19 protein-coding genes and 1 pseudogene are annotated in these 24625 nt (G+C 73.5%); 15 read left to right on the top strand and 5 right to left on the bottom strand.

The window, feature by feature from the left end:
• Window positions 1–186: 186 nt before the first annotated feature.
• The 10 genes from gyrA to ychF all read left to right on the top strand — a co-directional run bounded on the left by gyrA (window position 187) and on the right by ychF (window position 10242).
• Window positions 187–2907, top strand: a complete 2721-nt coding sequence (gene gyrA / locus ANAEK_RS22485; RefSeq protein ID WP_012528427.1) for a DNA gyrase subunit A — start codon at window positions 187–189, stop codon at window positions 2905–2907.
• Complete coding sequence (locus ANAEK_RS22480) at window positions 2904–3779, top strand: tetratricopeptide repeat protein (RefSeq protein ID WP_012528426.1); 876 nt, start codon at window positions 2904–2906, stop codon at window positions 3777–3779. The genes gyrA and ANAEK_RS22480 overlap by 4 nt, the downstream gene beginning before the upstream one ends.
• On the top strand, window positions 3776–5068 hold the full coding sequence (gene hemL / locus ANAEK_RS22475) for a glutamate-1-semialdehyde 2,1-aminomutase (RefSeq protein ID WP_012528425.1): 1293 nt from the start codon (window positions 3776–3778) through the stop codon (window positions 5066–5068). Before ANAEK_RS22480 ends, hemL begins: the two co-directional genes overlap by 4 nt.
• Before the next feature lie 2 nt (window positions 5069–5070).
• Window positions 5071–6225 carry an aminotransferase class V-fold PLP-dependent enzyme gene (locus tag ANAEK_RS22470; protein ID WP_012528424.1) on the top strand — a complete coding sequence of 385 codons (1155 nt, stop codon included), beginning with the start codon at window positions 5071–5073 and terminating at the stop codon, window positions 6223–6225.
• Between the two features lie 132 nt (window positions 6226–6357).
• On the top strand, window positions 6358–6630 hold the full coding sequence (locus ANAEK_RS22465; RefSeq protein ID WP_012528423.1) for an AtpZ/AtpI family protein: 273 nt from the start codon (window positions 6358–6360) through the stop codon (window positions 6628–6630).
• Window position 6631: 1 nt separating this feature from the next.
• Window positions 6632–6997, top strand: coding sequence for a hypothetical protein (locus ANAEK_RS22460; RefSeq protein WP_012528422.1), 366 nt, complete (start codon window positions 6632–6634; stop codon window positions 6995–6997).
• Window positions 6994–8148: a F0F1 ATP synthase subunit A gene (locus tag ANAEK_RS22455; RefSeq protein WP_012528421.1), complete on the top strand. Its 1155-nt coding sequence runs from the start codon at window positions 6994–6996 to the stop codon at window positions 8146–8148. The genes ANAEK_RS22460 and ANAEK_RS22455 overlap by 4 nt, the downstream gene beginning before the upstream one ends.
• 72 nt (window positions 8149–8220) lie before the next feature.
• Window positions 8221–8451, top strand: coding sequence for an ATP synthase F0 subunit C (gene atpE, locus ANAEK_RS22450; RefSeq protein ID WP_011423384.1), 231 nt, complete (start codon window positions 8221–8223; stop codon window positions 8449–8451).
• A gap of 46 nt (window positions 8452–8497) precedes the next feature.
• Entirely contained in the window at window positions 8498–9037 is a 540-nt protein-coding gene (atpF, locus tag ANAEK_RS22445; protein WP_012528420.1) for a F0F1 ATP synthase subunit B, read from the top strand.
• Window positions 9038–9129: 92 nt separating this feature from the next.
• Window positions 9130–10242, top strand: a complete 1113-nt coding sequence (gene ychF, locus ANAEK_RS22440) for a redox-regulated ATPase YchF (protein ID WP_011423382.1) — start codon at window positions 9130–9132, stop codon at window positions 10240–10242.
• A 198-nt stretch (window positions 10243–10440) separates the two neighbouring features.
• Here ychF and pdxA read toward each other — a convergent pair whose 3' ends face one another.
• The 5 genes from pdxA to mfd all read right to left on the bottom strand — a co-directional run bounded on the left by pdxA (window position 10441) and on the right by mfd (window position 18409).
• A complete protein-coding gene (gene pdxA / locus ANAEK_RS22435; protein WP_012528419.1) occupies window positions 10441–11457 on the bottom strand; it encodes a 4-hydroxythreonine-4-phosphate dehydrogenase PdxA in 1017 nt (338 codons plus the stop codon).
• Entirely contained in the window at window positions 11454–12464 is a 1011-nt protein-coding gene (locus tag ANAEK_RS22430) for a peptidylprolyl isomerase (protein ID WP_012528418.1), read from the bottom strand. The genes pdxA and ANAEK_RS22430 overlap by 4 nt, the downstream gene beginning before the upstream one ends.
• Entirely contained in the window at window positions 12461–13414 is a 954-nt protein-coding gene (locus ANAEK_RS22425; protein WP_012528417.1) for a peptidyl-prolyl cis-trans isomerase, read from the bottom strand. The genes ANAEK_RS22430 and ANAEK_RS22425 overlap by 4 nt, the downstream gene beginning before the upstream one ends.
• 1 nt (window position 13415) lies before the next feature.
• Window positions 13416–14480, bottom strand: coding sequence for a peptidyl-prolyl cis-trans isomerase (locus tag ANAEK_RS22420; RefSeq protein ID WP_012528416.1), 1065 nt, complete (start codon window positions 14478–14480; stop codon window positions 13416–13418).
• 203 nt (window positions 14481–14683) lie between these two features.
• The gene (mfd, locus tag ANAEK_RS22415; protein WP_012528415.1) at window positions 14684–18409 is read right to left on the bottom strand and encodes a transcription-repair coupling factor; all 3726 of its coding nucleotides are present in this window, start codon (window positions 18407–18409) and stop codon (window positions 14684–14686) included.
• Window positions 18410–18751: 342 nt separating this feature from the next.
• Between mfd and ANAEK_RS22410 the strand changes: the two genes are divergently transcribed.
• The 5 genes and pseudogenes from ANAEK_RS22410 (at window position 18752) to dnaJ (ending at window position 24485) form a co-directional block, all read left to right on the top strand.
• Window positions 18752–19459, top strand: coding sequence for a tetratricopeptide repeat protein (locus ANAEK_RS22410; RefSeq protein WP_012528414.1), 708 nt, complete (start codon window positions 18752–18754; stop codon window positions 19457–19459).
• A gap of 14 nt (window positions 19460–19473) precedes the next feature.
• On the top strand, window positions 19474–20535 hold the full coding sequence (hrcA, locus tag ANAEK_RS22405) for a heat-inducible transcriptional repressor HrcA (protein WP_012528413.1): 1062 nt from the start codon (window positions 19474–19476) through the stop codon (window positions 20533–20535).
• A gap of 144 nt (window positions 20536–20679) precedes the next feature.
• Window positions 20680–21345: pseudogene (locus tag ANAEK_RS22895) on the top strand (nucleotide exchange factor GrpE); the annotation flags it as partial.
• A 61-nt stretch (window positions 21346–21406) separates the two neighbouring features.
• Window positions 21407–23236 (top strand): molecular chaperone DnaK, encoded by a 1830-nt coding sequence (gene dnaK, locus ANAEK_RS22395; RefSeq protein ID WP_012528412.1) that lies wholly within the window; start codon window positions 21407–21409, stop codon window positions 23234–23236.
• A gap of 139 nt (window positions 23237–23375) precedes the next feature.
• The gene (gene dnaJ / locus ANAEK_RS22390; RefSeq protein WP_232288323.1) at window positions 23376–24485 is read left to right on the top strand and encodes a molecular chaperone DnaJ; all 1110 of its coding nucleotides are present in this window, start codon (window positions 23376–23378) and stop codon (window positions 24483–24485) included.
• Window positions 24486–24625 lie beyond the last annotated feature (140 nt).

Below are 24625 nucleotides of genomic sequence, written 5' to 3'. Positions count from 1 at the left end.
CTCCGGCGCGCGCCGCCCCGCCCGAGCCGCACGGTACGTGAATTCGCCGCCCCGCTGCCGCGGCGCCGCGCCCGCCCCGCCGCAGCGCGGCAAACGCATTGAATCTCCAAGGGGAATCGGATAAAACCACCCCTTCCAGCGGAGCGGCCCCACGCGCTCCGCCGCCGCCTGGCCGCGAGCCCGCCGATGCCCGAAGACACCCTGCCCCCGACCCCTCCCGACGCGCCCGCGCCCCCTCCTCCTCCGGCGGCGCCCGGGGGCCCGCAGGTCAACATCGAGCAGGAGATGCGCAAGTCGTATCTCGACTACTCGATGTCGGTGATCATCGGCCGCGCGCTGCCCGACGTGCGCGACGGCCTGAAGCCGGTGCACCGCCGCGTGCTCTACGCGATGCACACCGAGGGGCTGCACCACAACAAGCGCTACTCCAAGTGCGCCGGCGTCGTGGGCGAGGTGCTGAAGAAGTACCACCCGCACGGCGACGCCTCGGTCTACGACGCGCTGGTGCGCCTCGCGCAGGACTGGAACCTGCGCTACCCGCTCATCGACGGCCAGGGCAACTTCGGCTCGGTGGACGGCGATCCCGCGGCGGCCTACCGCTACACCGAGTGCCGCCTGGAGAAGCTCTCCGACCACCTGCTCGCCGACATCGACAAGGAGACGGTCGACTGGGGGCCGAACTTCGACGAGTCGATCCTCGAGCCGCGCGTCCTCCCCACCCGCTTCCCCAACCTGCTGGTGAACGGGTCGGCCGGCATCGCGGTGGGCATGGCCACCAACATCCCGCCCCACAACATGGGCGAGGTGATCGACGCGGCCGTCCACCTCATCGAGAACCCGAAGGCCACCGTCCTCGACCTGATGCGCTTCATCCCGGGGCCGGACTTCCCCACCGCCGGGTTCATCCACGGCCGCGACGGCATCCGCGCCGCCTACGAGAAGGGCCGCGGCACGATCCAGGTGCGCGCGCGCACGGTGGTGGAGATCCACCCGAAGACCGAGCGCGAGACCATCGTCGTCACCGAGATCCCGTACCAGGTGAACAAGGCGAAGCTGGTCGAGCACATCGCCGAGCTGGTGCGCGAGAAGCGGATCGAGGGCATCAGCGACCTGCGCGACGAGTCCTCGCGCGAGGGCATGCGCATCGTCATCGAGCTGAAGCGCGACGCGATGGCGCAGGTGGTGCTGAACAACCTGTACGCGCACACGCAGATGCAGATGGGCTTCGGCGTGATCATGCTCGCCATCGACGGCGGGCAGCCGCGCATCCTGACGCTGAAGGAGATGCTGGAGCGCTTCGTGGCGCACCGCCGCGACGTGGTCACGCGGCGCACCCGCTACGAGCTGCGCAAGGCGCGCGAGCGCGAGCACATCCTGCTCGGCTACCAGATCGCCCTCGACCACATCGACGAGATCATCGAGCTCATCAAGAAGGCGAAGGACCGCGACGCCGCCCGCGACGAGATGATGGCGCGGTTCGCGCTGTCCGAGCTCCAGGCGAAGGCCATCCTGGAGATGCAGCTCCAGCGCCTCACCGGCCTGGAGCGCCAGAAGATCCTGGACGAGCTGGCCGAGGTGCAGAAGCTCATCACGCGCCTGAAGGAGATCCTCGCGTCCGAGAAGGTGCTGATGGACGTCATCGTCGGGGAGCTGAAGGAGGTGAAGCAGCTCTTCGCCGACGAGCGCCGCACCGAGATCCAGGGCGAGGCCTCCGACCTCTCCACCGAGGACCTCATCGCCGAGGAGGAGATGGTCGTGACCGTCTCGCACCTCGGCTACGTGAAGCGGAACCCGGTGTCGCTCTACCGCGCGCAGAAGCGCGGCGGGCGCGGCAAGACCGGCGCCGCCACCCGCGACGAGGACTTCCTCGAGAGCCTGTTCGTCGCCTCGACGCACAGCTACCTGCTCGTCTTCTCCGACAAGGGGAAGGTGTACTGGCTGAAGGTCCACGAGATCCCGCCCGCCGGCCGCACCGCCAAGGGCAAGCCCATCGTGAACCTGGTGCAGCTCGCGCCCGGCGAGAAGGTCGCGGCGATCCTGCCGGTGCGGCGGCTGCCCGAGCCGCCCGGCGCGGCCGACGACGCGGCCGAGGCCGAGGGCGCCGAGGCCGAGAAGGCGGACGAGGCGACGCCGCCCGGCACGCCCGCGTTCGTGTTCATGGTCACGCGCAAGGGGCTCATCAAGAAGACGCGCCTCGAGCAGTTCGCGCGCCCGCGCGCGGCCGGGATCATCGCGCTCGGCATCGAGGAGGGCGACGAGCTCATCGCGGCGCGCCTCACCGACGACCGCAGCCACATCCTGCTCTCCACCGCGCGCGGCATGGCCATCCGGTTCGAGGAGTCCGACGTCCGGCCCATGGGGCGCACCGCCTACGGCGTGAAGGGCATCACGCTCGAGGCCGGCGACGAGGTGGTCGCCGGCGCGGCCATCCCGGCGGCCGCCGAGGGCGAGCAGGCGCACACCGTCCTCACCGTCACCGCGAACGGCTACGGCAAGCGCACCGAGCTCGCCGAGTACCGGGTGCAGACGCGCGGCGGGAAGGGGCTCATCACCATCAAGACCACCGAGCGGAACGGCCCGGTGGTCGCGGCGGCCCCGGTCGGCGACGCCGAGGAGGTGATGCTCATCACGAACGGCGGCATGCTCATCCGCATGCCGGCCCGCGGGATCAGCGTCATCGGCCGGAACACGCAGGGCGTCCGGCTCATCACCCTCGAGTCGAAGGAGGAGCAGGTGGTGGGCGTGGCCCGCGTGGCCGAGACCACCCCCGAGGCCGAGGAGGCGGGCGTGCGCGAGGAGCCGGAGGGCGCCGCGCCGGTCGAGACCGCGCCGGAGGACGGCGGCGACGCCGGCGACGCCTCGGGCGAGGGCGGCGAGGGCGGGGAGGGGCCGGAGGAGCAGGGGTGAGCTCCACCCGGTTCCGCTGGGCCGCCGCCGCGCTCGCCGCGGCGCTGCTCCTCGGCTGCGGCTCCGCCGAGCGCAAGCTCGAGGCGGCCACCGCGCGCCGCCACGCCGGCGATCCGCGCGGCGCGCTCGCCGGCTACCAGCAGCTCCTCGCCGACCTCGGCGAGGGGCAGCTCGGGAAGGCCGACGCCGAGGTGCGCTGGAAGGCGCTCAAGTTCGCGGGCGACGTCTCGTACCTCGAGCTGGGCGACTACCAGAGCGCCCTCGCCTACTACCGCCGCATCATCTCGCTCCACCCGGGCGGCCCGGAGGCGCACGAGGCGCGCGGGCGGCTCGGCGACATCTTCCGCGACCGCTACGGCGACCACCTCGCCGCCATCACCCAGTACGCCGACGTGGCCGGCTCCGACTCGCCGGACGCGCCGCGGTACCAGCTCGAGGTGGCGCACGAGTACCTGGCGCTGAAGCGCTGGGAGCAGGCGCGCACCGAGGCGCGCATCCTGCGCGAGAAGTGGCCCACCCACGAGCTGGCCGACGAGGCGCAGCTGCTCACCGGGCAGTCCTGGGCGCTGGAGCGGCGGGACGAGGAGGCGCTGGGCGCGTTCCAGGCGCTGGTGGACCGGCGCTCGCGCCCGGACGTGAGGGCGCGCGCGCTCGAGGCGCAGGCGCAGATTCACGCGCAGTCCGGCGACCTCGACCGCGCGCTCGAGCTGTACGCGCTCGCGCTGCCGGGGCACCCGAACCCGGACGCGATCCGGACCAACATCGAGGCGGTGCGCGAGCGGCGCGCGCGGGCGGGAACGGCCCGGCCCGGCGACCGCGCCGCGGCGTTCGACAAGGGGTCGGCGAAGCCCGCCCCGCGGGAGGGACCATGAAGACCGAGCTGTCGCAGAAGCTGTTCGAGAAGGCGAACGACCTGTTCCCCGGGGGCGTGAACAGCCCGGTGCGCGCGTTCAAGGGCGTGGGCGGCACGCCGCGCTTCATCTCGCGCGCGAAGGGCTCGCACATCTTCGACGTCGACGGGAACGACTACGTCGACTACGTGCTGTCCTGGGGCCCGATGATCGTCGGGCACTGCCACCCCGAGGTGATGCGCGAGGTGCAGGACGCGATGAAGGAGGGCTCCTCCTTCGGCGCGCCGTCGCCGCGCGAGATCCTGCTCGCCGAGCTGGTGCGCGAGCGGATGCCGTGGGTGGAGAAGATGCGCTTCGTGTCCTCCGGCACCGAGGCCACCACCTCGGCCATCCGCGTGGCGCGCGGCTTCACCGGGCGCGACGACATCGTGAAGTTCGACGGCTGCTACCACGGCGCGGGCGATCCGCTGCTCGTGAAGGCCGGCTCGGGCGTCGAGACGCTCGGCCTCCCCGACTCGCCCGGCGTGCCCGCGGACGTGGCCCGGCACACGCTCACCGCGCCGTACAACGATCTCCCCGCGCTGGAGCAGGTGTTCCAGGCGAAGGGCGCGTCGATCGCGGCGGTGATCCTCGAGCCGGTGGTCGGGAACATGGGCGTGCTCGTGCCGCGCCCCGGGTTCCTCCAGGGCGTCCACGACCTCTGCAGGAAGCACGGCGCGCTCTTCATCGTGGACGAGGTGATGACCGGCTTCCGCCTGTCCTCCGGCGGCGCCTGCGGCCTGTACGGCCTCCGCCCCGACCTCGTCACGTTCGGCAAGGTGATCGGCGCGGGCCTGCCGGTGGGCGCGTTCGGCGGCCGCCGCGACGTGATGGACCGGGTGGCGCCCGCCGGGCCCATCTACCAGGCCGGCACGCTCTCGGGGAACCCGATGGCCATGGCCGCCGGGCACGCCGCGCTGAAGCTCATGACCGAGGCGGCCTACCGGAAGCTGGAGGCGCTCTCCGCCGCGCTCGCCGAGGGCCTCCAGGCCGCGGCGGCCGAGGCGAAGGTGCCGGTGCAGGTGAACCGGGTGGGCTCGATGCTGACCGTCTTCTTCTCGGACCGGCCGGTGTTCGACGCCGCGAGCGCGCGCGCCTGCAACACCCGCCGGTTCGGCGCGTTCTTCCACGCCATGCTCGAGCACGGCGCCTACCTGCCGCCCTCGCAGTTCGAGGCGGCGTTCCTCTCGACCGCCCACACCGACGACGACGTGGCGCGCACCGTGGCCGCGGCGCGCCTGGCCTTCGCCGAGGCGGCGAAGGTGGCCTGACGTTGGGGGAGCTCGACCCGCTCCTCTCCGATCGCTTCGCGGCGTTCGAGGGGATCGCCTACCTCGACGCCGCGAACCAGGGCCCGCTCCCGCTCGCCGCCTCGCGCGCCGGGCGCGAGGCGCTGCGCCTGAAGGAGCAGCCCTGGCGCATCGGCCCGCGCACCTACGTGAGCGCGGTGGACGAGGTCCGCGCGCTCGCGGCCCGCCTGCTCGGCGCGCGCGAGGAGGCGGTCGCGATCGCCACCGGCGCCGGGCAGATCGTGAACGCGGTGGCGCGCGGGCTGGAGCTCGCCGAGGGCGACGAGCTCCTCGTCGCCCGCCACGAGTACCCGTCGAACGACTTCCCCTGGCGCTGGCTCGCCCGGCGCGGCGTGCGGGTCCGGGTGGTCGAGCCGGACCACGCGAGCGGCGCGGTCTCGGCCGCGCGGCTCGCCGCCGAGATCGGCCCGCGGACGCGGGTGGTGGCGTTCGCCCACGTCTCGTACCTGCACGGCGGGCGCATCGACCCGGGCCCGGTGGTGGAGGCGGCGCGCAGGGCCGGCGCGCTCACGGTGGTGGACGGCAGCCAGGCGGCGGGCGCCCTGCCGTTCGACTTCGGCGGCTCGGGCGTGGACGTCTACGCGGCCGCCGCCTACAAGTTCCTGCTCGGCCCCTACGGCACCGCGCTCGGGCTGTTCTCTTCCGCCGCGCTGGACCGGCTGGCGGTGGGCGACCTCAACTGGTGGGCGGTGAAGGGCTCGGAGGACTTCGAGCACCTGCCCACCGCGCCGGAGCTGAAGCCCGGCGCCCGGCGCTACGACGCGCACCAGACCGCGAGCTTCAACAACCTCCTCCCGCTGGCCGAGTCGCTGCGCCTCGTGCTCGAGGCCGGCCCGGCCCGGATCCAGGCCCACGCCCGGGCGCTCGGCGATCGGCTGCTCGCGGCCCTGCCCCCGGGGTGGGAGGCGGCGAGCCCGCTCGCGCCCGAGGCGCGCAGCCACCTTCTCTGCCTGCGGGCCACGGCCGGCGCGACCGCCACCGAGGCCGGCCAGGACGCGCTCCGGGCGGCGCGGGTCTGGACCTCGCTCAGGGGCGGCAGGATCCGCGTCGCGCCGCACCTTTACAGCACCCCGGACGACGTGGACCGGCTGGTGGCGGCCCTCCCGTCCGCCGGGTGACGCGGGATGGCTCCGGGCGGGGGGCGCGGCCATTGACGCCGCCGGTCCCGCCTGCTATACGGGCGTGCCCTTCGGCTCGCCGAAACGTCGGTAACCTCCGGTGATTCCGGGGACGAGGGGCGGAGGCGCGCAGTGCCGGGACCGAGCGATCGAGAGCGCCGGGAACCGGAGCAGAAGGGGCTCTCGAACCTTGCGCAGGGCTACGGCAAGGCGGCGCCGTACATGGGCGCCTCCACCACGCTGGTCGCCTCCGTCGGGCTGTTCGCCTGGGCCGGCCACTGGCTGGACGGGAAGCTGGGGAACGAGAGGCCGTGGTTCCTGCTCGTCGGCGCGCTGCTCGGGATGATCGGCGGCTTCATCAGCTTCTTCAGGACCGTACTCGGATCGGGGAAGAAGGACCGTTGAGTTGAAGCACCAGCTCCTCACCGCCGTCGTCGCCGCCGCGTTCGTCGCGCTCGCGCTCGCCTCCGGGGCGTACCGCCGCGGCGCGCTCGTCGGCGCCTCGATCTCCGGCGTGACCGCGCTCGCGTCGATCGTCGCGATGGCGCGCTTCGCGCGCGGGTCGAAGCCGGTGCAGCGCGCGCTCGCGGTGATGGCCTCCGCGTTCCTGGCCCGCATCCTCCTCGTCGCGCTCGGGACCTTCGCGGTCGCGCGCGCGGGCGAGAGCATCTACGCCTTCGTCGTCGCCTTCTTCGTGCCCTACTTCGTCTTCAGCGCCATCGAAGGCGCCTTCGTCCACTCGCTCAACCGAGGAACGGGAACGACCGCATGACCGCCGCCACGCTCGTCACGCTCGCCCTCAGCCTCTCGCTCGCCCAGCACGACGCCGCGCCCGCGCCGGCCCCCGCCGCGGTCGAGCAGCACGGCGCCGCCCCCGAGGCCGCGGCGTCCGCCGATCCGCACGCCGCCCCGGCCGGCGAGCACGGCGCCGCCGTCGAGGCCCACGCCGCCGCCGCCGGCGAGCACGGCGAGGCCGCCGGCCACGAGGGCGGGCACGACGAGAGCCTCGGCGCGGTGATGCTGCACCACGTCACCGACGGCTACGTCATCGAGCACCCCGGCTTTTGTAACGGCGCCTTCGCCTGGAACTGCGAGTGGGATCTCCGCGCGACGTTCGGCGACGCGCTCAAGTTCGGCAAGCTCGACCTGACGCCCACCAAGCACGTCATCATGATGTGGCTCGCCTCGGCGCTGCTGCTCGTGGTGGTGCTCGCGGCGGTCCGCAAGAAGAGCCTGGTGCCGCGCGGTCTCTACAACTTCATCGAGCTGCTGGTCGCGTTCGTCCGGAACGAGATCGCGGTGAAGAACATCGGCGAGAAGGACGCGGACCGCTTCACCCCGTACCTCGTCACCGCCTTCTTCTTCATCCTGTTCCTGAACCTGTTCGGCCTGCTGCCCTTCTCGGCGACCGCCACCGCCAACCTGTCGGTCACGGTGGCGATGGCGCTCTTCACCTTCTTCATCACCCAGTACGCGGCCATCCGCGCCATGGGCATGGGCGGCTACGTCGCCCACCTCACCGGCGGCGTGCCGAAGTCGCTCGCGCCGCTCTGGCTGATCATGGTGCCGGTGGAGTTCCTGGGCCTGTTCACGAAGCCCTTCGCCCTCACCGTCCGTCTCTTCGCCAACATGCTGGCGGGGCACTTCGTGATCCTGGCGCTGCTCGGCCTCATCTTCGCGCTGGGCACGCCCTGGGTGGCGTTCGGCTCGGTGCCGATGGCCCTCAGCATCTTCCTGCTCGAGCTCTTCGTGGCGTTCGTGCAGGCCTACATCTTCACCATGCTCTCCTCGCTCTTCATCGGCGCCGGCCTGGTCCACCACGGCGACGACCACGGGCACGCGGAGGAGCACGGGCACGCCGGGCCCGGCATGGGCTCGGAGCACGGTTCACACGTGGCGGGGGCGTCCCCCGGCCATGGGTAGTCGAGCGCGGTAAGCGCCCCGGGAACGAGCGGCCCGGCAACACCGCCCACGCAGCACCGGAGAAACGCAGCCATGACCTCTGCCGCCCTCGCGTACCTGTCCGCCGGCTTCGGCGCCGGCCTCGCCGTCCTCGGCGCCGGCCTCGGCATCGGCAAGCTCGCCGCCGCCGCCATGGAGGGCTCTGCCCGCCAGCCGACCGCCGCCGGCGACATCCGCACCTCGATGATCATCGCCGCCGCCCTCATCGAAGGCGCGACGCTCTTCGCGATCGTCGTGTGCCTCCTCCTCTCCTTCGCCAAGTAAGCGCTCCGCGAACCGCGGAGCCCAGCGTCTCCTGGGAGTGACTGCCATGGCCTCCTTCCTCTCGCCGGTCCCGGTGCTCGCCGCCGGCGGCATCGCCGACATCAACCCCGGCCTCACGCTCTGGACCGCCATCACGTTCCTCGTGATGCTCGTGGTGCTCGGGAAGTTCGCGTGGGGGCCGATCGTCAAGATGCTGGCCGAGCGCGAGCGCTCGATCCGAGAGGCCATCGACTCGGCCAAGAAGGAGCGGGCCGAGGCGGAGCGGCTGCTGGCCGCGCAGAAGGAGTCGCTCGCGAAGGCGCAGCGCGAGGCCGCCGAGCTCGCGCGCCGCAACCAGCAGGAGGTGGAGGCGCTCCGCCAGGAGCTCACCGCCAAGGCGCGCAAGGAGGCGGACGAGCTGGTGGCCGAGGCTCGCCGCCAGATCGCCGAGGAGCTGGGGAAGGCCAAGACCGAGCTCAAGGCGCAGGTGGTGGACCTCGCCATCGACGCCGCCTCGCGGCTGGTGAAGGCGAACCTCGACGAGAAGGCCCAGCGGGCGCTCGTCGAGGAGTACATCGCGCAGCTCCCGGCGAACCGCGCGGCCTAGGCCGCGGCGGTTCCCGAGCTCGCATCGCGCTCCGGCGGGCCCCCGCGTCCGCCGGAGCGTTTTCGTTTCTTGCGGGATAGAGAGAGCGGCACATGGGTCTCTCCATCGGCATCGTCGGCCTCCCCAACGTGGGGAAGTCCACCCTCTTCAACGCGCTGCTCGGCGCCGCCCAGGCGGCCGCCGCCAACTACCCGTTCTGCACCATCGAGCCGAACGTGGGGGTGGTGCCGGTCCCGGACGCGCGCCTCGACGCGCTCTCGGCGCTGTTCAAGCCGAAGAAGACCACCCCCACCACGCTCGAGTTCGTGGACATCGCCGGCCTCGTCGCCGGCGCGTCCAAGGGCGAGGGGCTCGGCAACCAGTTCCTCGCGAACATCCGCGAGGTGGACGCGATCGCCCACGTGCTGCGCTGCTTCGAGGACCCCGACGTCGTCCACGTGGCCGGCAAGGTGGATCCGCGCGGCGACCGCGACGTGGTCGAGACCGAGCTCATGCTGAAGGACCTCGACTCGGTCGAGAAGAAGCGCGAGCGCGCGCTCAAGAACACGAAGGCCGCCGGCAAGGCCGGCGAGCTGGCGAAGCTCGAGGTGGCGGCGCTCGATCGCGTGAAGGCGGGCCTCGAGGCCGGCACGCCGGTGCGCGCGCAGCCGCTCTCCGACGAGGACCGCGCCGCGGTGAAGGACCTGTTCCTGCTCACCTCGAAGCCGGTGCTCTACATCGCGAACGTGGACGAGTCGCAGCTCGGCAAGGAGGCCACCGACCCGAGCATCCTGGCGGTGAAGGCGCTCGCCGACGCCGAGGGCGCGCCCATGGTGGAGATCTCCGGCAAGGTGGAGTCCGAGCTGGTGGAGCTCGCGCCGCCGGAGCGCGCCGAGTACCTCGCCTCGCTCGGCCTGGAGGAGCCCGGCCTGCACCGCCTCGTGCACGCCGGCTACCGGCTGCTCGGCCTCATGACCTACTTCACCTCCGGCGAGGACGAGTGCCGGGCCTGGACGGTGCGGCAGGGCTCGCGCGCGCCGCAGGCGGCCGGCGTCATCCACACCGACTTCGAGAAGGGCTTCATCAAGGCCGAGGTCATCCGCATCGAGGACCTCCTCGAGCTGAAGACCGAGGCCGCCTGCCGCGAGAAGGGCAAGCTGCGCATCGAAGGGAAGGACTACGTCGTCCAGGACGGCGACGTGATGCACTTCCGGTTCAATGTCTGACGGGGCTGCGGAGGTCTGACGGGGCTGCGGAGGTCTGACGGGGCTGCGGAGGTCTGACGGGGCTGCGCCCCGCCCCACGGAGCAGAGCTCCGCGGGGCCCCACCCCGCTGCGCGGGTCCCGTGACGTCGCGCGCCCGCGTTCGCGGGCTCGCGCGACGTCCCCGCGGGCGCGGCTGCGCCGCGCTGGGACTGCGCGCCCTACCGTCCCGCGCGCGCGCGGACGTTCGCGATCCGGACCGCGAGCCGCAGCGCCGCGATCATCGAGGCGGCGCTCGCCTTGGCCTTGCCGGCGATGTCGTAGGCGACGCCGTGGTCCGGGCTGGTGCGGACGATGGGCAGCCCCAGCGTCACGTTCACCGCCGGATCCCCGCCCACCGCGTCGAGCAGCTTCACCGGGATGAGCCCCTGGTCGTGGTAGAGCGCGACCACCGCGTCGAACTCGCCCAGCGCGGCGCGGAAGAACACCGAGTCCGCCGGGAACGGGCCGGCGGCGGGCGCACCGGCTGCGCGGGCGGCCTCGAGCGCGGGCGCGAGCAGCCGCGACTCCTCGTCGCCGAACGCGCCCTCCTCGCCCGCGTGCGGGTTGAGCGCGGCGAGCGCGAGGCGCGGCCGGGCGATGCCGAGGTCGTCGCGGAGCGCGCGGTGGGTGATGGCGAGCGTCTCGACGATGCGCGGGACGGTGAGCGCGCGCCGCAGCCGCGAGAAGGCCACGTGGTTCGTGACGAGCGCGATGCGGAGCCGGTCGCCGGCCAGCATCATCACCGAGCGGCGCACGCCGCAGGCGGCCTCCAGCCACTCGGTGTGCCCCACGAACCCGGGCAGCGCCCGCGCCACCTGCGCCTTCGACACCGGCGCGGTGCAGAGCGCCGCCGCCGCGCCCTCGCGCACCGCGCGGAACGCGGCCTCCACGTAGGCGAGCTGGGCCGCGCCGGCCTCCGGCGCGGGGCGGCCGGGCCGGAGCTGGCCGGCGGGGAGCGCGGTGGTGGCGACGAGCGCGCCGCCGGGCGGCAGCGGCGCGCCGGGCTCGACCACCGGCAGGCCCAGGTCGCCGAGCGCGCGGGAGAGCACCCGCCGGTCCCCGAACACCAGCGGGACGAGCTCGCCGCGGAGCGCGCGCAGCGCGCCGGCGGTCACCTCCGGTCCGACCCCGGAGGGATCGCCCAGCGAGATGGCGATGCGGGGGCGGCCGGCGCGCGGGCGGGCCGCGGGGCTCACGGCCGCAGCTCGGGCAGCTTCACGTCGATGAGCGCGTCGCGCCGGAGCTCGGCCACGTACTGCTGCCGGTAGTTCTCGGCCTGCTCCTCGCCGAGCCGCTGCCGGATCTCGTCGCGCGCCTGCTCGAAGCTCTTGCCGCCCCCGCGCCGCCGCTCCTCGACCTTGAGGATGTGCACGCCGGGCCCCGCCTCCACCAGCCCGGACATCTCGCCGGTCTTCAGCGCGAACGCGGCGTCCTCGAGCGTCCGGTGGATGGTGCCGCGCTTCAGCCAGCCCAGCTCGCCGCCCTCCTCGGCGGACGGGCCGCGCGAGACGGCCTTCGCGACCGCGCCGAAGTCCTCGCCGGTCTTCAGCCGCTGCAGCACCCGCTGGCCCTCGGCGCGCGCCTGCGCCTCGGCCTGCGCACCGCCGCCCTCGGCGAACGGGATGAAGATGTGGCGGACCCGCACCTCGTCCTCGCCGTCGAACTCCTGCGGGTGGGACTGGTAGTAGTTCCGGAGGTCCTCCTCCGACGTCTTGATCTTGCCCGCCACCTTGTACTGGAGCAGCGAGAAGTTCTGCAGCTCGCGCCGGATGCGGGCCCGGTAGTCGGTCATGGAGTAGCCCTCGGAGGCGAGGGCGGACTCGAGCTGGGCGTCGGTGAAGCCGTTCTGCTTCTTCACGCCCTCGATGGCGTCGTCCACCTGCTTCTCGGTGACCTCGATCTCCAGCTCCTTCGCCTTCTCGGCGAAGAGCTTGTCGGAGACCACCTGGTCGAACGCGCGCCGGAGCGCGTCGGCGCGGGCCTTGTCGCGCGCCGGGCCGGCGGGGAGCGCGTCGGCGGCGGCCAGCCCGAGCGCGGCGGCGCGCTGCTCCAGCTCCTGCAGCGTCACCACGTCGCCGTTGACGATGGCCGCCACGCGATCGAGCACGCGGCGCGGGGCCGGGGCCGCGGCGGCCGGGGTCGTCGGCGCGGCGGGCGCGGCGCTGGAGAGGGTGACGGCGAGGAGCGCGAGGGAGAGGTTCAAGGGGTCACCGCGGCGAGGGCCTTCTCGTCGATGTCGATCTGGGCGCGCTTGCGGAGGGCCTCGAGGTACTCCGCCTGCGCCCCGGCCCGCTTCTCGCGGCCGAGCTTCTCGGCGATCTCGGCGCGCGCCTGCTCCAGCGTGCGCCGTTGCGCCGGCTTCTTCTCCACCACCTTGAACAGGTGGAAGCCATACGGGGACGGGGTGACGTCGGAGATCACGTTCACCGGCAGCGAGAAGCAGGTGTCGAACACCTCCGGGAACCCGGCGCCGCGCCCGATGAGGCCGAGGTCGCCGCCGCTCTTGCCCTCGGGGGCGATGGAGGACCGGCGCGCCACCTCGGCGAACGTCTGCGGGTTGCGGCGGAGCTTCTCGCGCACCTGGGTGGCCTCCTCGCGGCTCGCGACGACGATCTGGAGCACGTGCACCCGCTCCGGCTCCTGGAACTCGGCGCCGTGCTCCGCGTAGTAACGCTCGACCTCGGCGTCCACCACCTGGACCTGCGGGAACACCTCCTGCTCGAACAGGCGCTCCACCGTGAGCTGGTCCTTGAGGCGGGCCTTCAGCTCGGCCTGGCTGAGCCGCTCCTGCGCGAGCAGGTCGTCGAAGTGGGTGCCGGGGTACTCCGCCCGGAGGCGGAGGAAGGCCCGCTCGACCTGGTCCTGGCCGACCACGATCGAGCGGGCACGCGCCTGCTGCAGGAGCAGCGCGCGATCGACGAGGTCGTCGAGCACGCGCCGCCGCAGCACGTCGCCGGTGGCCTGGCCCTGGCCCTCCGCGCCCGCCTGCGCGTCGCGCAGCTCGCGCGCGACCGCGTCGGGGGCGATGGGCTCCCCGTTCACGACCGCCACCGCGCCGGGCGCGGGGCGCTCGCCGGACCGCGCCGCGCCGCAGCGGCCGCAGCCGGCGGCGAGCGCGGTGGCGATCAGGATGGGCGCGAGGGCCGGGCGCACGTCACTTCGCCGGGGCGGGGGCCGGGGCCGGCGCGGCGGCCGGCGCGGGCGCGGGCGCGCCCATGGGGCGGGGGCCGGCGCCCATGGGGCCGTGGCCGCCGGGCATCCCCGGCATGCCGGGCATGCCGCCCATGCCGGCCGGCGCGGCGGCCGAGACCTCCACCGCCTCGAGCGCCTTCTCGTCGATGGAGACCTTGGCGTCGTCGCGCAGCTTCTTCAGCCACCCGTCGAACTCCTTGGTCTTCTTCTCGCGGTAGAGCTTGGTCTGGATCTGCGCCTTCACCTGCTCGAACGTCCGGTTCAGCTCGTCCTGCTCGCCGGTGCCCTTCACCAGGTAGACGGCGTTCGCGGTCTCGAGGACGCCGCTGGTCGCGCCGGGCTGCAGGTTGAAGGTGACGTCGGCGAACTCCTTCGAGTACGCCTTCTCGAGGTCCTCGCGCGACTTGAAGCCGAGGTCGCCGGCGGTGGCCTTGCTGGCCGCGTCCTCGGAGAACTCGTTCACGAGCTGCGCGAACGCGAGCGTGTTCTTCTTCTCCTCGGCCTTCAGCTTCGCGAGCGCCTTCTTCGCGAGCGCGACCTTCGCGGCGCGCTCGGGGCTGCCGGCGGGCGCGTTCCACACGACGGCGGCGAGGCGCACGCGGCGCGGCCGGTAGTACTCGGCCTTGTGCTCGTCGTAGTACTTCTGCAGGTCGGCCTCCGGCATCGCCTCGGCGGCGGCGCCGTTCGCGTCCTGGAAGTTCTTCTGGACGAGCTTCTGGACCATCACCTTCTTCAGCGTGAGCTGGACGTCGGGATCGTTCGCCAGGCCCTGCCGCTCGGCCTCGCGCGCCAGCACCTCGAACCGGATCAGGTTGTCGAGGAACTCCTTCTTGCGCTCGAGCGTGGAGTAGCGGGCGCGGATGAACGGCGACTGCTCGTCGAGGCGCGCCTTCATCTCGCCGGCGGTGATGGTGAAGCCGTTGCCGGTGGCGACGGCGGGGCCGGACTTCTTCGAGTCCTTCGACCCGGGCTGGCAGGCGGTGGCCGCCAGCGCGACGAGGCCGAGGAGGACGATGCGACGCAGCATGGTCGATGCTCCTTGAGGTGGGAAAAGGACCGTGGGTGCGAACGCGCGGGGCGCCTGCCGTGTTCCCCCCGGCGAGCAGCGGAGCGCGCGCTTTCCGAGCCGCAGAAAAGAGCACGGAACGGGGCGGCGATCAAGGACGCGCCGGCCCGCCCGGCCACCCGGAAATCCGGCGTGCCCCCGCCTGCTTGGAGCCCGCCGGACCCTCACTCCGGGCGCGCGCAGCGCGCCAGCCCGGCGAGCACCTCGCGCACCGCCTGCAGCAGCTCGCGGCCGCTCGCGGCCTGCATCGCCGGCGAGGGCGGCGCGGCCGGCGGCGGCTGGGCCCGGCGGGCGGCGTCGGCCGCGACGCGGCGCTGTGCCGCAGCCTGGCGCGGGCTCTGCCGGACGGCGGCGCCCTTCGCCGGGCGCGCCGCGGCCGCCTTCGCGGCGGGCGGCCCGCCGAGCTGCGCCACGAGCTTCATGTCCGGGGTGAGCCGGAGCGCGCCGGCCGAGGCCTGCACGTGCTTCGCGAGCTGGAACGGGTCGAGCGCGGCCGACTCGCCCAGCGTGAGCACGAGCCGCCCGGGCCCGGTCTCGAGCGCGCGGATGCGCAGCGCCCGCAGCCGGACCTTCACCGCCATCACCTCGAACAGCGCGTCCACCTCGTCCGGCGGGTCGCCGCAGCGGTCCACCATCTCGGCGCGGACCTCGTCGAGATCCTCGTCGGTGGAGGCCTGCGCCAGCCGCTTGTAGAAGAACAGCCGCTGGTGGACGTCGGGCATGTACGGGTCGGGGATGAACGCCGGCACCGGGAGCTGCACGTCCGGGTCGATCTCCTCGCGCGGCGCCTCGCCCTTCAGCTCGCGCACCGCCTCGTCGAGCAGCTCCTGGTACAGCTCGAAGCCCACCGCCTCGATCTGGCCGGACTGGTCCTTGCCGAGCAGGTTGCCGGCGCCGCGGAGCTCGAGGTCGTGGCTCGCGATCTTGAAGCCCGCGCCGAGCTCGCTGAAGCGCTGCAGCACCTCGAGCCGCTTCTGCGCGTCCTTCGTGACCGGGCGGCGCGCCGGCACGAGCAGGTACGCGTAGGCGCGCTCGCGGCTCCGGCCGACGCGGCCGCGGATCTGGTAGAGCTGCGCCAGGCCGAAGTGGTCGGCGCGGTTCACGATGATGGTGTTCGCGCTGGGGATGTCGAGGCCGGACTCGATGATGCTGGTGGCGAGGAGCACGTCGAGCTCCTTGTCCACGAACTGCGTCATGACGTGCTCGAGCTTCCCCTCGCCCATCTGGCCGTGCGCGACGCCCACCCGCGCCTTCGGCACGAGCTCGTTCAGGAAGCGCTGCATGGCGTGGATCGAGCGGACGCGGTTGTGGACGAAGAACACCTGCCCGCCGCGCTTCAGCTCGGTCTCGATCGCCTCCTTCACCGCGGCCGGGTCGAACTTCATCACGAACGTGCGGATGGCGCGGCGGTCCTCGGGCGGCGTCGCGATGATGGAGAGGTCGCGCACGCCGGCGAGGCTCATGTGCAGGGTGCGGGGGATGGGCGTGGCGGTGAGCGTGAGCACGTCCACGAGCTTGCGCAGCTTCTTCAGGCGCTCCTTGTGCGCGACCCCGAAGCGCTGCTCCTCGTCCACCACCACCAGGCCGAGGTCCTTGAACGAGACGTCGGCGGCGAGCAGCCGGTGCGTGCCGACGACGATGTCCACCTTGCCGTCGGCGGCGGCCTTCAGCGCCTGCTTCACCTCGTCCGCGGTGCGCATGCGCGAGACCGCCTCGATGCGCACCGGGTAGCCCTTGAACCGCTCGCGGAAGGTGCGCTCGTGCTGCGCGGCCAGCACGGTGGTGGGGACGAGCACCGCCACCTGCTTCTTCGCCAGCACCGCCAGCATGGCGGCGCGCATCGCCACCTCGGTCTTGCCGTAGCCCACGTCGCCGCAGACCAGCCGGTCCATGGGCGCCGCCGCGGCCGGGCCCTGGCGGCCCTTGCGCATGTCGCGGACCACGTCCTCGATGGCCTTCGCCTGGTCGGGCGTCTCCTCCCAGGGGAACTCGGCCTCGAACTCGCGGAACAGCTGGTCCGGCTCCGGGTAGGCGAAGCCGGGGTGGGCGGCGCGGGCGGCGTAGATGTCGAGCAGCTCGGCGGCCATCTTGAGGAGCTGCTCCTTCACCCGCGCCTTGCGGAGCGCGAAGGAGCTGCCGCCCAGCTTGTCGAGCCGGATGGTCTCGGGCGAGGCGCCGGTGAACTTCTGCACCTGGCGCAGCTTCGCGACCGGCAGGTAGAGCCGGTCGGCGCCGTCGTAGGCGAGGACGAGGAAGTCGCCCTCCACCCCGCGGATCTGCATCTTGGTGAGGCCGAGGTAGCGGGCGATGCCGTGCTCGACGTGCACCACCAGGTCGCCCTCGTTCAGCTCGCGGAACGCCGCGGCGAACGCGTTCTCCTCGGCGGCGCGGCGCGCCTTCTTGCGCACGCGGCGGCCGAAGATCTCCTCGTCGGAGACGACCGCCAGGCCCGCGCCGGCGTCCACGAAGCCGGCCGAGATCTCGCCGGCGAACACGTGCACGTGCACCGCCGGGTCGTAGATCTCGCGCGGCGCGCCGGGCGGGCCGGTGTGGACGCGCGACTGCTGGCGCCGGTCCTCGAGCAGGCGGCGGAGCCGCTCGGAGGCCGAGGCGGTCCCGGCCGCCACCACCGCCGCGATGCCGCGCTTGCGCCAGTCCTCGAGCCGCCGGGTGAGCGGGGCGAGCGCGCCCTCCTCGCCGTGCGCGCCCTCGATCTCCCCGCGGATGCCGGCGGTCTCCTCGAGCGCGTAGCGGATGGGCTCGTCGGTGCCGAGCCAGACCCGGTGGCGGACCACCGTCGGGAGCGCCAGCGCGCGGGCGCGGGCCTCGGCGCCGGGGAGGAAGTGCGCTGCCGGCGGCAGCACCAGCTCCTCCCGCCGGAGCGCGGCGGCGTGCTCGCGGGCGAGCGCCTCGTCGAGCTCGGCGAGCGCGTCCTCCACCGCGGCCACCCCGTCCACGTAGACCGCGGCGCCGGCCGGCAGGTAGTCGAACAGCGTCCCGAGGCCGCCCGGGTGGAAGCCGGGGAGGAGCGCCTCGAGGCCGAAGAACGGCGTGCCCGCGTCGATGGCGTCGAGCACCTCGCGCACGCGCGAGGTGGGCCGGTTCACCCGCTCGGCGGCCTCGCGCACCGCGGTCTTGGCGGCCTCCTTGCCCTCCTCGGTGAAGAGCGCCTCGCGCGAGGGGCAGAGCAGCACCTCCTCCACGTCGCCCTCGCTGCGCTGGGTGGACGGGTCGAACGCGCGGCAGCTCTCGATCTCGTCGCCGAAGAACTCGAGCCGCACCGGCTTCGGGTCGGCGGGGCTCCACAGGTCCACGATGCCGCCGCGCACCGCGAACGTGCCCGGGTCCTCGACGAGCGGCGTGCGGGCGAAGCCGAGCAGGACGAGCTTCGCGGCGAGCGCCTCGCGGTCCACCTCGACGCCCTTGCCGAGCAGGTCCGAGCCGGCCTCGAACACCCGGCGCGGCACGGTGCGCCGCGCCAGCGCGCGGGCCGAGACCACCACCGCCTTCGCCTGCTCCGGGGCGAGGTGCAGGCGCGCCAGCGCGGCGAGCCGCTCCATCTCCACGCCGCGGTCGGGCGAGAGGTCGTCGTAGGGGAGCACCGCGTCGGCGGGGACGCGGAGCACGGCCCCCTCGCCCAGGAAGAAGGCGAGGTCGCGGGCGAGCGCGTCCGCCTCCTCCTCGTCCGCCGCCACCGCCAGGACCGAGCGGGCGCGGCCCGGGCCCGGCGCGAGCAGGTCGCGGATGAGGAGGCCGCGCGCGGCCCCGACCAGGCCGGTGACGTCGGCGCGGCGCTTCTCCTCGAGGGCGCGGCGCACGCGATCGCGCGCGCTCGCGCCCGAAGTCTCTCCTGATGCTGCGGTCATGGTGGGGTTCGGAGCGGGCGGCATCTTAGGGGCGCGGGCGGGTGCTGTCACGACGATCGGCGAGGGGCGCGGCGCGGGGGGCCGGCGCGGGGGCGGACGGGGCGCGCCCGGCTGTGGCAGGAAGCGGAGGCGCCGGGCTGCGATCGACCTTCGCCGCGCCCGCACCCCCGAGGTCGCGGGGCCGCGTCACCGGCCGGGGACTTCGGAGGTGCGCCCGCGCCGATCCTCGTCGCGCCCGGCGCCCACCGTGGAAATAGTGTAAGCCCGCGGCAGGACGCGCGCTCGCGGGACGCGGCCGTTCCTTGATCCACCTGGAGTCGGCCGGTACACTCGGACCCGCTCCTCGACTGCTGGCAGAGGGACCCCGTGCGGTACCCGCATCCACGCCTCGCCTCCTCCGCGGCGCTCGTCGCCCTCCTGCTCGCCGCCTGCGGCGGTGCGGAGGAGCCGCGCCCGAGCGAGGACGCGGCGCCGCTCGTGTCGACGCTCGCGACCGCGCCGTCGGGCGGCGCGGAGCGGCTGCGCGCCGGCGAGGTGGCCGCGGCGCGCGCGTCCTTCGAGGCGGCCCTCGACGCGAGCCCCGACCAGCTCGGCGCGCTGAACGACCTCGCCGTCTCCTACCTCGTGGAGGGTCACCCCGACGCGGCCCGCCGGCTGCTCGACGAGGTGGTGTCCACCGGCAGCCCGCCCGAGCAGCAGGCCGCGCTGGTCAACCTCGGCGAGCTGTACGCGCTCGAGGGCTACCTGCCCGCGGCGCAGGCGCACCTCGAGACCGCCCGCGACCTCGATCCGTCTCGCCCGGGGCCGTGGTACGCGCTCGCCATCCTGGCCGACGCGCGCGGCGACCTGGCGGGCGCCCGCGCGGCGCTCCGCGAGGCGCTCCGGCTCGACGCGGGCGGTGCGGCGCGGGCCGGCTTCGCTTACGTCTACGCCGAGGAGCGCGTGCACCTCGAGGCCCTGATCGCCGAGCAGGCGGGCGATCCGGCCGGCGCCGCGGCCCGCTGGCGGGAGCTGTCGCAGGGGCGGTTCCCGGTGCTGGCCGGGGCGGCGCAGCGGCACCTCGCGGGCGAGTAGACGCGGACACGGCGATGGCCTCGGCGGACGAGCTGGACAGGCGGGAGCGCGAGATCCTCCGCGCGCTGGTCCAGGACTACATCCACACCGGGGAGCCGGTCGCGAGCCAGCCGTTGCTCTCGCGCCACGAGCTGGAGTGGTCGCCGGCCACGGTGCGGAGCGTGATGGCGGACCTCGAGGCGCTCGGCTTCCTCGAGAAGCCGCACGCGTCCTCGGGCCGGATCCCCACCGAGCGCGGCTACCGGCTGTTCGTGGACACCATGCTGAAGGTGCGGCCGCCCAGCGTGGCCGACCGCGACCGGATCGAGCGGCTGGCCCAGGCCGCGCCGGACGTGTCCTCGCTCATCGAGGGCACCGCCGACCTGCTCCACTCGCTCTCGCACCACGCCGGCGTGGTCACGACGCCGCGGCCGCAGGCCGACCCGGTGCGCCAGCTCGAGTTCGTGCGCCTGCGCGAGAACCGGGTGCTGGTGGTGTTCGTGTCCGAGGCCGGGATCGTCACGAACAAGCTGGTGCAGCTCGAGTTCGCCATGGAGCCGGCGGAGCTGGAGCGGGCCGCGGCCTACCTGAACGAGAAGCTGCACGCCCGCGCCGACGCCGCGGAGCTGGCGGCGCTGCGCGCGGCCATCCTCACCGACATGCGCGCCGACCAGAGCGCGCTGCACGACCTGCTGCAGAAGGCGCTGGTGCTGGCGGAGCAGTCGTTCGCCGGGACCGGGGTGGAGAAGGTGGTGATGGAGGGCGAGTCGAGCTTCCTCGACGCGCCCGAGTTCTCCGACGTGCAGAAGGCCCGCGCGCTCCTGCGCGGCTTCGCCGAGAAGGACCGGATCCTGCGCGTGCTGGATCGCGTGCTCACCGCGCAGGAGGTCCAGATCTTCATCGGCGCGGAGAGCGAGTTCGCGACCGTGCCGGACGTGTCGGTGGTGGCCGCGCCCTACGGCCGCGGGGACCGCGTGCTCGGCACGCTGGCGGTGGTGGGTCCGACGCGCATGAACTACGCGCGGGTCATCCCGCTCGTGGACCTCACCGCGCGGCAGATCTCCCGCGCGCTCGCGGCCCTGTCCGAGGGCGGCTGAGCGAACCCCCGCCGGGGCCGTCGCCGCGCGCCCCGGGTGCGGGCGGATCGCCTTGTTCGCGGCGGCGCCCGCGTGCCATGATGCGGGCTCCCGGTCCGGGGGCCCTCCGGGCCGCAACTCCGCTCGATCACGGCGAAAGAGGCGATGGCAGAGAGCCACGAAAAAGGCGCGTTCCAGGCGGACATCCCCGCGAACGCGGTGGAGGAGGCGCTCCGCTCGGTGGAGCGCATCTCGCACGGCGAGGAGGCCCCCGCCGGCCAGCCCGCCGAGGCGGGCGAGCCCGGCGTCGAGATCACGCCCGGGGCCGAGGACGCCAGCGCCGCGCCGGGGGATCCGGCGGCGCTCGCCGCCCGGGTGCAGCTCCTCGAGGCCCAGCTCGACCTCTCGCAGACGAAGGCGCGCGAGACGCTGGAGCGGCTGAAGGACGAGCACGACCGGCTGCTCCGCGCCGCCGCCGACCTCGAGAACGCGAAGAAGCGGGCGGCCCGCGAGCGCGACGAGGTCCAGAAGTTCGGGAACGAGCGGATCCTGAAGGACCTGCTCCCGGCGCTGGACGGCCTGGATCGCGCGCTCGCGGCGGCGCCGGAGGACGACGTGGTCGCGAAGGGCGTGCGGATGGTGCGCTCGACGCTGGAGCAGGCGCTCGCGAAGCACGGCGTGAAGGGCTTCTCCGCCATGGGCCAGCCGTTCGACCCGGCGGTGCACGAGGCGCTCATGCAGGTCCCCACCGCGGACGCGGCGCCGGGCACGGTGGTGCTCGAGCACGCGCGCGGGTTCACCCTCAACGACCGGCTGGTCCGGCCCGCCATGGTCGGGGTCGCCGTCGCGCCCCCGCCGGCCGCCCCGCACGACGGAAGCCGGAGCCCACCAGATGAGCAAGGTCATCGGCATCGACCTCGGGACCACCAACAGCTGCGTCTCGGTGATGGAGGGCGGCGAGGTGGTGGTGATCCCGAACAGCGAGGGATCGCGCACCACGCCGTCCATGGTCGCGTTCACCGATGGGGGAGAGCGGCTGGTCGGCCAGATCGCGAAGCGGCAGGCGATCACGAACCCCGAGTCCACCGTCTACGTGGTGAAGCGGCTCATCGGCCGCAAGTTCGAGGACCCCGAGGTGCAGCGGTCGGCGGGGCTGGTGCCCTACCGCATCGTGCCCGCCGAGAACGGCGACGCCTGGGTGGACGTGGGCGGCAAGGGGTACTCGCCGGCCGAGGTCTCGGCCATGGTGCTCGGGCGGATGCGGCAGACCGCCGAGGACTACCTGGGCGAGCCGGTCACCGAGGCGATCGTCACCTGCCCGGCCTACTTCAACGACGCCCAGCGCCAGGCCACCAAGGACGCGGGCCGCATCGCCGGCCTGAACGTGCTGCGCATCATCAACGAGCCGACCGCGGCCGCGCTCGCCTACGGCATCGACAAGCAGCAGGCGGGCAAGTCGGAGCGGGTGGCGGTGTACGACCTCGGCGGCGGCACCTTCGACATCACCATCCTGGAGCTGAACCAGGGCGTGTTCGAGGTGAAGGCCACGAACGGCGACACGTTCCTGGGCGGCGAGGACTTCGACCAGCGGCTCATGGACTGGCTGTCGAAGCGCTTCCAGGAGCAGAACGGCATCGACCTGCGCCGCGACCGCATGGCGTTGCAGCGGCTGAAGGAGGCCGCCGAGCGCGCCAAGCACGAGCTGTCCAGCGCCGGCGAGACCGAGGTGAACCTCCCGTTCATCACCGCCGACGCGACCGGGCCGAAGCACCTCGCCGAGACCATCGACCGCGCCACGCTGGAGGAGCTGGTCGGCGACCTGGTCGAGAAGACCATCGGGCCGTGCAAGACCGCGCTCAAGGACGCCGGCGTCGGGGTGGGCCAGATCGACACGGTGATCCTGGTCGGCGGCATGACGCGCATGCCGAAGGTGCAGGAGGTGGTGCGGCGCTTCTTCGGCAAGGAGCCGCACAAGGGCGTCAACCCGGACGAGGTGGTGGCGGTGGGCGCCGCCATTCAGGGCGGCGTGCTGAAGGGCGAGGTGAAGGACGTCCTGCTGCTCGACGTGACGCCGCTGTCGCTCGGCGTCGAGACCGCCGGCGGCGTGTTCACCAAGATCATCGACAAGAACACCACCGTCCCCTGCAAGAAGTCGCAGGTGTTCTCGACCGCGGTGGACAACCAGCCGCTCGTCTCGGTCCACGTGCTCCAGGGCGAGCGCGAGATGGCGGCCGACGACAAGACGCTGGCGCGCTTCGAGCTGGTGGGCATCCCCCCGGCGCCGCGCGGCGTGCCGCAGATCGAGGTCACGTTCGACATCGACGCGAACGGCATCGTGCACGTGTCGGCGAAGGACCTCGGCACCGGCAAGCAGCAGCAGATCCGGATCACCGCCTCCTCGGGGCTCTCCGAGGAGGAGATCCAGCGGATGATCCGCGACGCCGACGCGAACAAGGCCGACGACCGGGTGAAGAAGGAGCTGGCCGACCTCAAGAACAACGCCGAGGGGCTCATCTACACGACCGAGAAGAGCCTGGAGGAGTACGCCTCGGCGCTGAAGGCGGAGGACCTCGCCGAGATCCGCGCCGACCTCGAGGCGCTGAAGGCCGTGCTGCCGGGCGTGGACCCCGCGGCGATCAAGGACGCGCTGACGCGCCTGGAGGGCTCGGCGTACCGGATCGCCGACGCCATCTACGCGCAGCAGGGCGGCAGCAGCACCTAGCGACCCGCCGGGCGATCGCCCGCACGGCCGCCCGCCGCGCGGCGCCCGGCCGTCCGCGCGCGCGAATTGTCAGCGCCCGCCCGTGCGTTATATTGCGCACGGCCCAAGGGACCTCCTCACACAAATGGCCGGGAACACAGTGGAAAAACGCGATTACTACGAAGTCCTCGGCGTGGGGAGGGACGCGGACGAGCAGACCCTCAAGACCGCCTACCGCAAGCTCGCGCACAAGTACCACCCGGACAAGAACGAGGGCTCGAAGGAGGCAGAGGAGCGCTTCAAGGAGGCCTCCGAGGCCTACTCGGTCCTGTCGGATCCCGACAAGCGGGCCCGCTACGACCGCTTCGGCCACGCGAACGGCCAGGGCTTCGAGGACTTCGGCTTCGGCGGCGCGGCCAGCATCAACGACATCTTCGGCGACATCTTCGGCGAGATGTTCGGGGGCGGCCCCGGCCGGAGGCAGCGCGGCCGCGCCCGCGGCTCCGACCTCCGCTACCACCTCGAGCTCGCCTTCGAGGACGCCGCCTTCGGCACCACCGCCCGCATCACCATCCCGCGCCCGCGCACCTGCGAGGCCTGCAAGGGCTCCGGCGCGAAGCCCGGCACCAGCCCGCGCACCTGCCCGACCTGCGGCGGCGCCGGCGAGATCCGGCTGACGCAGGGCTTCTTCTCCATCGCCCGCACCTGCCACCACTGCCAGGGCACCGGCCGCGTCGTGGTGGACAAGTGCCAGAGCTGCGGCGGCGCGGGGGCCACCCGCGAGCAGGCCACCGTGGAGGTGAAGGTGCCGGCCGGCGTGGACACCGGCACGCGCCTGAAGCTCTCCGGCGAGGGCGAGCCGGCCCCGACGCCGGGCGGGATCCCGGGCGACCTGTACGTGGTCGTGCAGGTCCGCGAGCACCCCATCTTCAAGCGCGAGGAGACCGAGGTCCTCTGCGAGATCCCCATCTCCTTCACGCAGGCGGCGCTCGGCGCGCAGATCGACGTCCCGACCCTCGACGGGCCCACCAAGCTGCGGGTCCCGGCGGGCACGCAGAGCGGCAAGATGTTCCGGCTGAAGGGCAAGGGCATCCCGTCGCTGCAGGGCGGCGGCCGCGGCGACCAGCACGTGCGCGTGCTGGTGGAGACGCCCAGCCACCTCACCAAGGAGCAGCGCGACCTGCTGGAGCGGTTCGCGGCGCTCTCCGGCGAGGAGACGAACCCGCAGGCCCGGACCTTCTGGGAGAAGGTCGGCGACATCCTGCGCTGACGGGGCTGCGGAGTTCCGACGGGGCTGCGCCCCGCCCCATGGAGCAGAGCTCCACGGGGCCCCACCCCGCTGCGCGGGGCCCGTGACCTCGCGCGCCCGCTGACGCGGGTCCGCGCGAGGTCCCCGCGGGCGCGGCCTCG

The organism is Anaeromyxobacter sp. K (genome assembly GCF_000020805.1).
Lineage (GTDB): Bacteria > Myxococcota > Myxococcia > Myxococcales > Anaeromyxobacteraceae > Anaeromyxobacter > Anaeromyxobacter dehalogenans.
Note: the sequence above shows the minus strand (reverse complement) of the source record. Positions and strands in the feature narration are given on the sequence as shown.